The sequence below is a fragment of the Corynebacterium riegelii genome, from assembly GCF_016728505.1.
GTDB lineage: Bacteria > Actinomycetota > Actinomycetes > Mycobacteriales > Mycobacteriaceae > Corynebacterium > Corynebacterium riegelii.
The window spans coordinates 1,189,715-1,203,394 of record NZ_CP068159.1; the positions used below are offsets into that span (position 1 = coordinate 1,189,715).

The 13,680-nt window shown below is 63.0% G+C and carries 5 protein-coding genes; 3 read left to right on the forward strand and 2 right to left on the reverse strand.

Annotated features, from left to right (window positions below):
* Nucleotides 1-13 precede the first annotated feature (13 nt).
* Nucleotides 14-9,073 carry a type I polyketide synthase gene (locus tag I6I71_RS05555; RefSeq protein ID WP_201822927.1) on the reverse strand — a complete coding sequence of 3,020 codons (9,060 nt, stop codon included), beginning with the start codon at nucleotides 9,071-9,073 and terminating at the stop codon, nucleotides 14-16.
* A 31-nt stretch (nucleotides 9,074-9,104) separates the two neighbouring features.
* Nucleotides 9,105-10,658, reverse strand: a complete 1,554-nt coding sequence (locus I6I71_RS05560) for an acyl-CoA carboxylase subunit beta (protein ID WP_414017449.1) — start codon at nucleotides 10,656-10,658, stop codon at nucleotides 9,105-9,107.
* Between the two features lie 187 nt (nucleotides 10,659-10,845).
* Between I6I71_RS05560 and acpS the strand changes: the two genes are divergently transcribed.
* The 3 genes from acpS (at nucleotide 10,846) to I6I71_RS05575 (ending at nucleotide 13,670) form a co-directional block, all read left to right on the forward strand.
* Nucleotides 10,846-11,244: a holo-ACP synthase AcpS gene (gene acpS, locus I6I71_RS05565; protein ID WP_201822933.1), complete on the forward strand. Its 399-nt coding sequence runs from the start codon at nucleotides 10,846-10,848 to the stop codon at nucleotides 11,242-11,244.
* A 194-nt stretch (nucleotides 11,245-11,438) separates the two neighbouring features.
* Nucleotides 11,439-12,446 carry a tryptophan--tRNA ligase gene (gene trpS, locus I6I71_RS05570; RefSeq protein WP_070463808.1) on the forward strand — a complete coding sequence of 336 codons (1,008 nt, stop codon included), beginning with the start codon at nucleotides 11,439-11,441 and terminating at the stop codon, nucleotides 12,444-12,446.
* Between the two features lie 138 nt (nucleotides 12,447-12,584).
* On the forward strand, nucleotides 12,585-13,670 hold the full coding sequence (locus tag I6I71_RS05575) for a YhjD/YihY/BrkB family envelope integrity protein (RefSeq protein WP_052205276.1): 1,086 nt from the start codon (nucleotides 12,585-12,587) through the stop codon (nucleotides 13,668-13,670).
* The last annotated feature ends 10 nt before the right edge of the window (nucleotides 13,671-13,680 follow it).

Sequence of the window (13,680 nt, forward strand, 5' to 3'; positions counted from 1 at the left end):
CTTAAACAGGGCCTTAAACAGTCGGGGTCGCGGTCGGGTAGGTGCCGTCAGCGTTGAGACGGGCGTCGGGGTTGAGCAACAGGGCAATCTCATCGTCGTGGTCGTTCGCGCCAGCAAAGCGACGGTTCTCCACCGGGGCGAAGAGCTCAGCGCGGCCGAGCATGCCGGCCTCCAGGCGGCCAGCGCCGTCCGCACGGCGCTTGGTGGCTTGGGCGCGCCAGGCATCTGCGTCGATACCCTCACGCACCAGCGCGGCCTCGAACACACCCGGGTGGCCGAGTACAACCAGCGCTCCGACGTGGCCGAAACCAAGCGAGGTCAGCGCCGCCGCCTTCACCTGGCCTGCACCCAGCGCAAGCGGGGAGCGCAGCCACACCAGGTTCTTCGCCTTCGGCGCGATCAGCGGATCCACGCAGTCCAGCGCCGCGTTCGGCGGCAGCGCACCGCTTGCCAGCACGTCAATCAGCCCACCGATCTGGAACAGGGCAGCGCCCGCCTTGGCGTGGCCCGTCAGCGTCTTCTGGGAGATCACGTACATCGGCGCGTGCTCGTTGCGCCCGATGGCTGGCCACAAAAGCGAGTGCAGCTCGGACTCATTCGGGTCGTTGGCATTGGTGGAGGTGTCGTGCTTGGACAACACGTTGACGTCGTCAGGCGAAAGGCCCAGCGAAGCCAAATTGCGAGCCAAGCGGGAGGACTCACCGCCACACGCGGCTGCCAGCACGCCCAGGCCGGGGGCCGGGATGGAGGTGTGCGCGCCGTCGCCAAAGCTGGAGGAGTACGCCACTACCGCATGCACCGGCAGACCCAGCTTCGCGGCAAGGGAGCCGCGGGCAAGCAGCAAGGTGCCGCCACCTTCGGCCTCAAGGAAGCCTCCGCGACGACGGTCATTCGCACGCGAGATGAAGCGATCATCAATGCCCTGGGCAGTCATCTTGGCGGTCTCGGCGGTGGCGTTCATGTCGCCGAAGCCCTGGAGGGATTCCACCTGCACGTCATCAATACCACCGGCAATGACAAAGTCCGCCTTGCCCAGCGCGATCTTGTCCACAGCCTCCTCAACACTCACCGCGGCAGTGGCACACGCGCCGACCGGGTGAATCATGGAACCGTAGCCGCCAACCAGAGCCTGCATGGTGTGCGCGGCCACCACGTTCGGCAGCGCCTCCTGCAGGATGTCGCTCTGACGTTCCTCACCAATGAAGCGGGAGACGAACACCTTGTGCAGCGACTCCATTCCACCGATACCGGTGCCCTGGGTGGTTGCCACAAACGATGGGTGCACTGCCTGCATCAGCTCGCCCGGGGTGAAGCCTGCGGTGATGAACGCGTCCACGGCGGTAACCAGGTTCCAGGCGGCCATGCGGTCCATGCCGTCGGCCATCTGCGCCGGAATACCCCACTTGGTCGGGTCAAAATCATCCGGGATCTGGCCCGCAACGGTGCGAGACAACGTCGCCTTCTTCGGCACGTACGCGTTTGCACCAGCCAGGCGGGTCACGGTCCATTCGCCGCCAACCTGCTTGACCACAGTCTTGTCCGGATCGGCAGCCTCGTGGTCGCGGGCCTCGGCTTCCGTTGCCACGCTAAACGTGATGTCGCGGTCCAGGTAGACCTGCTCCAGGTCCACGGAGCCCTGGTCCGTCAGGAAGTACTTGTCCGTCAGGGTGCGAACGCCACAGCGGGCCACTACTTCGGCGCGGAAGCGCTCGTAGATGTCTTCCTCCGCAACCTCGGCACCGTCGGCGTCATACCAGCCCGGGTTCGGGTCCTCGGACCAGGTGATCAGGCCCATCATCCAGGCCAGCTCCAGCACGCCCGCGGCGGTCAGTTCCACGCCCCCGGTGCGCTCGATGCCGTACTCAGCTTCACGACGGGTGCGGCCCGAGCCCCAGCTGGAGATCTCGCCCACGCCCACAATGACCACCATGTCATCCAGCGAGCAGGTCACATCCCCAACATTGGCAGGTGCCGGTTGCAGCGGGTTCGACACATTCGGCAGGGCTCGGACAGTTGCGGGGCTTTCGCTTGCCGACGCCTCCGTGACCTCCCCACCACGCACCGACCGCGCCAGTTCCGCAATCGAGACCCCAGAGTCCGCCAGACCACCGGTTAGGTCCAGATCAAGCGGAGCCTGCTTCGCCTGCTCGCGAGACTCCGGTGATGCCAAGCTCATCAGCTGCGAAGAGATCTCCTCCGGGCTCCACACGTGGATGCCCGCAGCTTCCGCGGCCGGGACGAGAGCGTCGTTGCCGCCCATCAAGTGGGTACCGGCAACCCAGCCGATACGTGCCTGCGCCAGGGTGACGCCGTCTGGCCAACCGGTTTCGGCAGACCACTTGTTCACAATCGCATCGAGTGCGGCCTTGACCTCGCCGTAGGCGCCGTCGCCACCAAAGGTGCCGCGGTTCGGCGAGCCCGGAAGCACCACGTGCGTACGCGTCGCCGGGTAGTGGTCACCGCGCTGCGCCAGCTCGGACAAACCAGCGATGGTGCGCTCCACCGACCACAGCAGCAGACGCGCCTGCGTCTCCGCGTTGCCGCCGACCTCTGCCAGCGAGCCGGACACGGACGGTGCTGCGAACGGGAACGCGAGCGTAGGTGTCAGCGCAGGCTTGATCACCTTGACGTCCTTGCCCACCGTCTCTTTCTGCTCCGCGCCAATCCACGCGATCAGTGCGTCAATGTCGCGGTAGGACGACAGGTTCGCCGGCACCAGCCACAAGCTCGCGCCCACCGAGCCGTGCTCGGCGTAGAGCTTGCGCGCAAACTCCTTACGCGCTTGCCCAACGTTGGAGGCGGTCATGATCACGGTTGCGCCACCTGCCAGCAGTCGCTCCACCAAAGCAGTTGCGATCGAGCCAGGTGCGGCACCGGTCACCAGCGCAACGTCGTTCGCATACGGCTCATCGGCCTTGCCCTGGGCGGCTTCAGCGATTGCGCGCAGCACATCCGCGCGGTCCGCTCCGGTGTTTTGCGCGTACCATTCGGCCTGCTGGGCGATGGTTTCACCTGTGCCGGCAAAGCGCGCCGGGTCCAGCTCGCACTGGCCAAGGGCCACGCGTACGAGGTCTTCGCGGGCTTGGGCCCAGCGATCGTCGAAAAGCACAGCCTTGCGCTCATCAAACACCGGGGTGACCTGCTTGACCCAGCTTGAGCCAAGCTCTGCCTCGATGGTCTCCACAATCGTGTTGTCCGGCGCGATGATCTCTGCAGCCTCGTCCTCAACACCCAGCTTGGCAAGCAGCGTGCGAGCCGTTGCCACCAGCGTGTCGGTGACCTCATCCTTGTAGGCATCCAGAGCTGCGGAATCCACCACGCCGCCGCCGGAGCTGCCGCCTGCTTGCGCCTGGCTCACCGCCACCCCATGCCTTGCCGCAACATTTTGCACAGCCTGATCAATCAGGGCGCTGATCTCCGCCTTGGAACCGGCCGATACTGGCAGAGTAGCCAGAGAGCCGCCGCGGACCGAATCTTCGGTGCGGGTGCCAAGCAGGATCTCCGCCTCAACGTGCGGCGTCCACGATGCCGGCAGACCCCACGCGGAAGCCAGGTGATCTGCAACGAACGCGGGCTTTAAGCCTGCGCCGCCAAGCAGCTGGCGCAGGCGCGTACCCACGGCCTCAGACAGGACGGTGCCAAACGGGGTGTAGCCCGGGGCAGCGGTGTTGACGCGCTGGTACAGCGTTGCCACATCCGCTTCCGCCGCGCCGTCGATGGCGGGTACGCCGAGTTCTGCGGACATGTCCATGAGCAGCTGGTTACGACGGGAAGAAACGCCACCAGTGAGCTCCTCAATCGTGTCAGAATCGTTGATCTGCTCTGGGCGGATCTTGTTCTGTACAGCGAAGAGCACGGTAATCGCGTCCGCAGCGGCAAAGGCTAGGTCCTCGGCCGGGCCGGAAGCGGCGGCCGCCGGTGCCGGGGCAGCGGCTGGGGCTTCAGCTGCCGGGGCGGAAGGAGCAGGTGCGGTCTGGCTCTCAGCAGCCTCGGCTGCGGTATCTGCCGGTGCTGCCTCTTCGGCCTCAACTTCCGGCTCAGGTGCCGCAACCACGTCATTGAGCATGACCGTGTCCTGGCTGGACTCCACGTTGAACACCGGCACGTGGATACCCACCACGTCCATCTCACGCTTGGCCAGGTTGGTCAGCGTCGGGGAGGACGCCAGGCCAACCTCAATGATCTGCTCCACGCGCGGCAGTAGGAAGTCCTGCGTCTCAATCCAGCGCACCGGGGAGGCAAACTGCCACGCCAAAAGCTCAATCAGCAGCGTGCGTGCAAGCGTGTTGCGGTCCGTGTTCTCCGGGGTCAGCCCCTGGAGGCGCTCAGACGGCACCTCCGCCAAGACGGCGTCGATGAAGTCCTGCGTCAGCTCGAAGGGGCGAGCAACCAGGTTCGGAATGTAGCGGTCAACCAGCGTGTCCACATCAATTTCAGCAGGCAGCAGCTCGTCGAGCTTCTCGGCGAAGTCCGCCACACCGCTGCGCAGCACACGCGAGTGGAACGGCACGTCCACACCCGGCACCGTCACGTACGCACGCGGGGTAATCGCGTTTGCCTTCTCCTTCAGCGCAGCCAGGCCACGCTTGGTGCCGGCGATGGAGTACTGCTGGCCCTTGATGTTGTAGTTCACAATCTCAAGGAACTCACCCGTGTCCTCCGAAAGCTGGGCAACGTAGGCCTCAACCTCCTCGGGGCCTACGCCAATCATGTTCGGGCGCAGCGCACCCATGCCGTAGTTGGAGTTGCCCTCAGCGTCCCTCGGCACCAGCGAGCCCATGGCAGAGCCACGCGAGTACACAATGTCAATTACCGCTTCAAGCTCAAAGATGTTGCCTAGGGAGGCAAGCGCCGTGTACTCACCAAGCGAGTGGCCTGCGTAGTACGCGCCAGAGCCCAACGCATCCGCCTCACGCAGACGCTCCGTCTGGGCGTACGCCACCACAGCGAGTGCAACCTGCGTGAACTGGGTCAGGTGCAGGACGCCGTCTGGGTGCTTGAACTCTTCGCCGCGGACGATAAGGTGCGCCGGGTTTTCATCCACAATGCGCTGGATGGAGAAACCGTGGTTGGTGCGCGTGTGGCGGTCCGCACGGCGCCACACCTCACGTGCTGCTGCAGACGCCTCGCGGTCGCCCTTGCCCATGCCCTCGGTCTGGATGCCCTGACCCGGGTAGACGTAGGCGGTCTTCGGCTGCGCCAGAAGCGCCTGGCCGCGGGAGACCACATCGCCGTTGATGCGGCAGGTCACCTCAAGTGCCTGGTGGATGCCCTTGCGGCCTACGCGCTCTGCGGTGATCTCCACCTCATCATCCAGCTGCACCATGCCGTACATGGAGTAGGACCAGCCGACCACCTTCCCGTGGCGGCCAGCCAGGTGCTGGGCGGTAGCAGACAGCCACATGCCGTGCACCAGCGGCGCCTTAAGGTTCACCAACGCAGAGGCGTTGTAGGAGGTGTGGATCGGGTTGTAGTCGCCCGAGACCAGCGCAAACGGCGTCATGTCGGACGGTGCGTGGACCACTGCGCGGTCCACGAAGGAACGCGGGGTTGCTTCAATACGGTTGCTGGACTTGCCGCCGCCGTATGCCGGGGCCGGTACCGGCGCGGCGGTGCCGGCGGCGCGGCCGCGGATGGCGAAGCGCTGCATCTGGGTTGCCACAACCTCGCCACCAGAGCTCAGCTCAAGCTCCACGGTGACAATGCGGCCAGAGACGGACTCTGCGATGGAGGTGCACTTGGACACCACGTCAATGGTGCGGCCATCTGCAAGCTCGGCCAACGGCACGCGCAGATCAATCACGTGGTCCAGGTGCACAGCGTTGAGCAGGCCCTCAATCACCGGGTAGCCATCCGCCAGTTGGCCGGAGCCAAGTGCGGTGTAGATCGCCGGCCAGCAAGGACCGACCAACACGTCGGGCGTACCGGCAACGTTTTGGCCGCTTCCGCTTTGCCCGGCGCTTCCGCTTGTCGGCAACACCGCACCCGTGACCGCCGAGTGCGCCGTCAACAGCGACGGCGGCAGGGTAAACGAGGAGCGTGCCACGCCAAACGGGGCGTCCTCAGTCGGCGCCTCAAGCTCCGGCATAGCAATGATTGCGTCGCCAGCCTCGGAGACCGAACCAACACCGGCCAGGCCCTCAAGCAGGTCGAACACGCTCTGCGGCAGGCGCTCGCGCGAAACCACAGGCGAAGCACCCGTGGCCGCACCCGCCGGAATGTCCACCGGGATGGTCACTTCGCGCACGTAGAACGGGCGCTGATCCTCCGGCAGGTGATCCCACGCGGAATCGGCGTTGATGCGAATCGTCCACTCGCGCTCGCCGTAGGGGTTGACCTCGCTGGTCAGTGCAAATGCGTCCTCATCCAGGGCGTATGCCGGGTTTGCCATCAGGTGGCCGTGCCAGACAAGCGTCGGGCAGGAGCGCAGGTACGCTGCCTCATCCTCGGCGTCGCGCAGGCGAGAGAAACGGGATTCGGCGGACACGCCTTCGTCGATAAGCATCTGCGTCGTGGCGTCCTCAAACCTGCCCAACAGCTCCGCCACCGGCTCGTTCTTCTTGGTAATGCCGGCAACCGCCACCGGGCCCGGGATGATGCGGACCTGGTCAGCCGTGTAGCGCTCATCCTGCGCCTGCCACAGCGTGTCCTTGCCAAACCACATCTTCAGGTCCCTATCCAGCGCCGGCACCCACGGCATCGGCTTCGGGTAGGCGTAGTGCAGGCCAATCCACCAGGCAGCGTCGCGCGGGGAGACCTTCACCGTGCGCGCCTGCGGGTATTGGGCCAGCAGCTTATCCACGCCACCCTGCGGCTCCACCTCTTCACCCTCCGGGAAGAGCGTGACAATGTCGCCGTGATCGGCCTCGTGCAAACGCGCCTCGATGCGCTGCAGCAACGCGACGAAACGTTTATCCCAGCTGCTGTCCACAAACGGCGCAGCCAGCTCAACGAAGCGCTCCACCCACTGCGCGTACGTCATGTCCTCAACGTCGCCGAAGTAGGGCTTCGAGGTCTTCGACAGCGCCTCGATGATCTCCTCGCGGTGCGCCTCATACTCTTCAATATCCAGCGAGGCGATCAGGCGAGAAGCCTTGGCAAAGGAGTTATCCAGATCGTGCAGGTCCGCCAGCAGGTGCGACTGGGAAGACGCCACACCGCTGACCCCCTGGCCACGGCCGACCCAGCCGCCGTTGTGCTCCGGCGGAAGACCTGGGGTATCCACCAGCAGCTGCTTGACGGAATCGGTGGCCTTCGCCTCCTTCGTAGCCATGGCGACCGTACCCACGAACACGCCGTCTACCGGCATCTTTGCCAGGCCGAACTTCTCCGACCAGGAACCGGTGATCAACTCAGCTGCGCGCTCAGGCGAGTACACGCCACCGCCGACGGTGAGCACCGCGTTGTCGTGCGCACGGATCTCCGCGTAGGTCTCCAGCAGCATCTCTTCCAGGTCAACCCAGGAGTGATGGCCGCCCGCGTGGCCGTCCTCCACCATCAAAATCACGGAATCATCCGGGTTGGCCTTGGCAATCTTCAGGGCGTCGCGAACCTGCTGCGTGGTGCCGGGCTTGAAAGCGATGTACGGGAAGCCGTCTGCATGCAGCTGTGCGAGCAGCTCCGTTGCCTCCTCAACCTCCGGGATGCCTGCGGAGATGCACACGCCGTTAAACGGTGCGCCCGCCGCACGCGCCTTGGGCACCATGCGGGTCTGGCCGAACTGCAGGTTCCACAGGAAGCGGTCAAAGAACATGGTGTTGAACTGTGCGGTACGGCCCGGCTGCAGGAAGCTGACAAGGTTGTCCTTGTGCTTGGAGAACTCTTCCTCCGAGTACATGCCGCCACCGGCAAGCTCCGCCCAGTAACCAGCGTTGGCGGCCGCGGCGACAATCTCGCCATCCGCCGAGGTCGGCGTCATACCACCCAGGATGATCGGGGACAGGCCCGTCAGCGCAGAAAAACGCGTCTGCGTGTAGGTCTTGCCGTCCGGCAGGGTGATCACGCGTGGGGCGTATTGGGAGTAGTCCACTGCGGCAGGCAGCGTCTCACCAGGGCGCGCGAGGGCATCGCGCTTGCTTGACTGTGTCGCGTCCACTACCGGCACGCCGACACCGTTGACCAGCGCCTTCATGATGTTGGCGGTGGCCTTATCCAGCGCGATCAGGTGGCTTGCGCCATCGGCGACCAGGCCGCGAACGGTAGCGGTGAAGTCAAACGTGTCTGCCAAAATTGCCTGCGCAAGCTCGCGTGGGGTGGTGGTTGCAAACTCAATGCCGCACTCCTCGGACCACGTCGCCGCCTGCTCAACAGCCTGCGCGTTGCTTGCCACGTGGAAGGGGTAGGCCACGTCCAGGTAATCAAACGTCGGCTGGATTTCAGCGCCGCCGAACTCCACCTCAAGGCGTGCGTTGTAATCGCTCGCGCGCGCCTCAATCGCGGCCTGCGCCTTCGCCAAGGCCTCCGGCGAACCCGAAAGTGCTACGTGCCTGCGGCCGTTGATCACACTGAGCACCGCACCGGTTTCTGCCGGTACGAACTCCTCAATCTGCTCAACCGTCAGCCCACGCACCGACAGCATCCGGCTGCGCGCATCCGTCGCACCGTAATCATTCGTGGCAGCCGCGCCCAAGATAAACGCAAAGGCCAGCGCCTTCTCCGCAGCCTTGTCACCCTCCTTAGGGTCCATAGCCACCGCGCCGATGATGCCTTGGGAGTGCCCACCGAAGCGCACCTTTTCCAGATCCAGACCAAGCTGGGCCAAGTGCTCCACCGCCGCGATCTGCGCCAACACAATCGCTGGCGCGCTTACTGCAGGAAACGCATCAATCGCCGCGGCGTGTGGCTCATTGTCCAACGCCTCACGGATACGCTGCGCCACACCCGGCACCACGGAAGCAAGGGGGCGGGAGACGGGGCCGGTGATCAACGCGGCGTCTCCAAGCAACTGCTCAATGCGCTTGCGTGCTAACGGTGCCGATGCCCCCACATCAAACAACGCCTGCTGCCAAGGGCTGCCCTGGCCAGGGAACACAATCGCAGGGGAGGTGAGGGACTGAATCGGGGTAAGAGTCATGGTGAAAAATCTTTCTGTTTTGAGGCGGGGGTTACAGCGGGATGTTTCCGTGCTTGCGAGCGGGACGGGCAACAACTTTGTCCTTGTACAGGCGCAAATTCGCGGCAATCGCAGCGCGGGTTTCACTCGGCAAAATCACCGCATCCACCAGCCCGCGCTCGGCCGCCTTATACGGGTTGAGCATCTCGTCTTCGTACTCGCGCTCAAAGCCCTTGATCAGCTGGGCAAGCTCCTCATCGCCCATGCCGGATTCCTTGGCCGCTGCGATGTCCTTGCGGTTGATGAAGCCCACGGCACCAGCCGCGCCCATCACCGCAATCTGCGCGGTAGGCCACGCCAAGTTCACATCGGCGCCCAGGCCCTTCGACCCCATCACGCAGTACGCGCCGCCGTAGGCCTTACGCATGGTCACCGTGATCTTGGGCACGCTGGCCTCGCCGTAGGCGTAGAGCAGTTTTGCTCCACGACGCAAAATGCCATCGTGCTCCTGCGCCGAACCCGGCAAAAAGCCCGGGACATCTACCAGCATGACAATCGGGATGTTGAAGCTGTCGCAGGTGCGGACAAAACGCGCAGCCTTTTCCGCAGAGTCAATGTCCAGGCAGCCGGCCAGCACCATCGGCTGGTTGGCCACAAACCCAACCGCCTGGCCCTCGATGTGACCAAAAGCGGTGACCACGTTCTCGGCGCGCTGCTCCATGATCTCTAAGAACTCGCCGTCATCCGTCAGCGCCGCGATGACCTCGCGCACCTCATAGGGCGAGTTCGCGGAATCCGGGATCAGGGAGTTCAGTTCCTTGTGGTCCTCGGTCTCTTCTGCCGGGAGTGCGAACGGCTGCGCACTCGTTGCGCGCTGGCGGCTATTAGACGGCAGGTATTCCAACAGCTCCGCCACCCAGTCCAGGGCGTCCTGATCATTTTCCGCGACGTAGTGGCAGTTGCCCGCCTGCTGCATGTGAATCCATGCGCCGCCGAGCTCATCCTGCGTGATCTCCTCGCCCGTGACCGTCTTGATCACGTCCGGGCCGGTGACAAACATCTTGGAGGTCTCGTTGACCATGACCACAAAATCCGTCAACGCGGGGGAGTAGGCGTTGCCGCCAGCGCAGGCGCCCATGATCACGGAAATCTGCGGCACCACACCAGAGGCCTCGACGTTGTAGCGGAAGGTCTTTGCAATCCAGTCCAGGGAGACGGCGCCATCCTGGATGCGTGCGCCGGCACCTTCGTACAGACCGATCAGCGGGCGGCCGGTGGTGACGGCAAGCTGCTGGATCTTGGTCATCTTCTCGCCGTAGACCTCACCGAGCGCGCCGCCGAAGACGGTGCCGTCCTGGGAGAAGATGCAGACTTCGCGGCCGTCGATGGTGCCGAATCCGGTGACGATGCCGTCCGTAACTGGACGTTTGGCCTGCATGCCGAACTCGTGCGTGCGGTGGCGGGCCAGCTGGTCGGTTTCTACAAATGAGCCTTCATCCAGCAGGTAGTCAAGGCGCTCACGTGCCGTCAGGCGGCCAGCTGCGCGTACTTTATCCAGCGGTTTTGTACCTACCGGCTCTTGAGCTTCGGCACGGCGCTGTAACAATTCCTCGTTTCTTTGCGACGTGGTTGGCAAAGGGGGCGGTTCCGGCAAAGTAGTTTTGCCTACAAAAGTATCTGGCATACGGGCATACTAAACCTACGGAACCGTAAGTTCCGAATCCGTAGCCAAATTCACAGAAAAAGAGCAGCTTAATTTGAGCTTTGGAACCGAGTATTCAGGAATGTTTTCAGTGCATATAGGGACCGACCTTGTCCATATCCCAACCTTTGCCACCCAGCTTGAGCAGCCAGGATCCACGTTTTCGCGTGTGTTTACGGACCGCGAACTGCGAACCTGTGCGGCAAAGGCAGACCGTTTTGCGTCACTTGCCGCACGGTGGGCCGCGAAGGAGGCGTACATCAAGGCGTGGTCGCAGAGTTTGTATGGCCAGCCGCCGGTTATTGCCGTTGATGAGGTGGACTTTGCGGAGATCGAAGTGGTGGCGGATGCCTTTTCGCGCCCTGCAATTGAGCTGCACGGTGAGGTTGCTCGGTTGGGGCCCGTGGTTGCCAGCGTTTCTTTGAGTCATGACGGCGATTACGCGACGGCCACCGTGTTAGTCGGCGGTGCCGGCGGGGGTGCTGGATGACTTCACTGAAAATGAATGCGAAATCTTTCAGCGTCCTGCGGTTTTGAAGTCCCATCCGTAACAAATCGATTTGTTTGCAATGGGGCTGGTGGGGCTCGTGGGGTTAGCGCTGGTTACAAGCGCCCGCACAGTCACCTCGCAACACCTTCAGCCTTGCCGCACCCCCACAAGTGCTGAGGGATAGACTGGCTTGCATGTCTCAACAGCGCGTTCTCTCTGGAATCCAACCCACCGCAGACTCCTACCACCTGGGCAATTACCTGGGTGCGTTGAAGCAGTGGATTGACCTGCAGGAAAACTATGACGCGTTTTACTTCATCCCGGACCTGCACGCGATCACGGTGGAGCAGGATCCGGAGGAACTTCGCCAGCGCACCATTGCTGGTTGCGCGCAGTTGATTGCGCTGGGCATTGACCCGGAGAAGTCCACCTTGTTTGTGCAGTCGCACGTGCCGGCGCACGCGGAGTTGACGTGGGTGTTGCAGTGCCTGACCGGTTTCGGTGAGGCCAGCCGCATGACCCAATTCAAGGACAAGAGCGTCAAGCAGGGCCAGGACCGTACCTCGGTGGGATTGTTTACGTACCCGATGCTGATGGCTGCAGACATTCTGCTGTACTCGCCGCAGCTGGTGCCGGTGGGTGAGGATCAGCGTCAGCACTTGGAGCTGACCCGCACTTTGGCGGAGCGTTTCAACGCCAAGTACGGCGAGACGTTTGTGGTGCCGGATGGGTTTATTCCGGAGGGTGCGGCGAAGATTTATGACTTGCAGGATCCAACGTCCAAGATGAGCAAGTCCGGTGCAAACCCGAAGGGTTTGATCAATCTGTTGGATGAGCCGAAGACGTCGGCAAAGCGCATTCGCTCCGCCGTTACGGACACTGACGGGGTCATTGCCTATGACAAGGAAAACAAGCCTGGCGTGTCCAACCTGTTGGTGATTCAGTCGGCGCTGACCGGCAAGTCCATCGAGGGCCTTGTCGCAGGATATGAGGGCCAGGGCTATGGTGCGCTCAAGGTGGATACGGCGGATGCGCTTGAGGCGTTTACTACGCCGCTTCGTGCCCGCTATGAGGAGCTGATGAGCGACCGCGCTGAGCTGGAGGCAATCCTGGCTCGCGGCGCGGATCGTGCACGTGAGATTGCGGAGCCATTGTTGGCTAGCGTCTACGAGAAGGTCGGTTTCCTCGCACCCCGCGGCTAGCCCGCGGCTAGCGCCGAAGCCAGCGCACGGCTCACACGCTGGCCGTCTGACCCGATCTACTTCGGCGTTTTCCTCTACGATCGTCCTTTGGCAAGAAACACGCCAGAAGAAACACGTCAAAGGATGGAAGGGACGCCGATGGCAACATCGACATCGACGCGTAAGGAATACACCGACGAGTTCGGCATTGAGCGCGCCAAAAAGCAGGAGCACAACTCCAAGGTTGAAGAGATTGAGGAGAAGGCTCCGGCTGTTGGCCATGTGATGCGCATGCAGGAGCGTTTCGGCGCTGCTGGCGGTAACCAGTTCGCCGCGGGCATTACGTATTTCTCTGTGCTTGCGCTGTTTCCGCTGTTGATGCTGCTGTTTGCCGGTATGGGCTTTTTCTTAAACGCTCGTCCTGATTTGATGCAGGAAGTGCAGCGCCAGGTCACCGAGTCGATGGACGGTGACCTCGGGGAGATGGTCAATAGCCTGATCAGCACTGCTATTGATCAGCGTGGGGCCGTTGCTGGTGTTGGTTTGCTCACCACGTTGTGGTCTGGTTTGGGGTGGATGAACAACCTGCGCGTTGGTATTTCCGCAATGTGGAATTTGGACGCGGACGAGGGCGGCAACTTTGTTGTGAAGAAGTTGTGGGATCTGGTTGGTCTTGTTGTGCTGATCGCCCTGTTCATCGTGGCGTTCGGTGTTACCGCCATTGGTACGTCTGGGTGGACGACGGATCTGATGGCCCACTTCGGCCTTGGTAATTTCCCGGGGTCGCGTTCTGTGGTGTGGCTGGTAGGCATCACGGTTGGCATTTTGGCCAACTTCATTGTGATGACGTGGATGATGATGTTCATGCCGCGCACCAAGGTTCCGGTGAAGTCTGGTTTGAAGGGCGCGCTGCTTGGCGCGGTCCTGTTTGAGCTGATTAAGCAGTTTGCAACGGTGATTATTTCCTCGGCCACCGGTAACCCGGCTGGTGCGATCTTCGGCCCAATCATCGCGCTGATGGTTGTGCTGTACCTGATCTGGCGTGTGGTGCTCTACACCGCTGCGTGGACGGCTACCACGGAGGAGTCGCTGAAGGCCGCCCCAGCCCAGGTGCCGCCGCCGGCTGTGATCAATGTTCGTGCGGCTGCGGCAGATGCGCAGCGCAACAAGGCAAAGCCGAACCCTGTGGGTGCGGCACTCGGTGCTGTTGGTCAGCGCATTGTCGCGCCGTTCAACCGCAAGTAACCGTAAGTAA

Coding starts and splice junctions, on each gene's coding strand:
- I6I71_RS05555 (WP_201822927.1), bottom strand. CDS start 9,073: ATGACTCTTACCCCGATTCAGTCCCTCACCTCCCCTGCGATTGTGTTC.
- I6I71_RS05575 (WP_052205276.1), top strand. CDS start 12,585: ATGGCAACATCGACATCGACGCGTAAGGAATACACCGACGAGTTCGGC.
- trpS (WP_070463808.1), top strand. CDS start 11,439: ATGTCTCAACAGCGCGTTCTCTCTGGAATCCAACCCACCGCAGACTCC.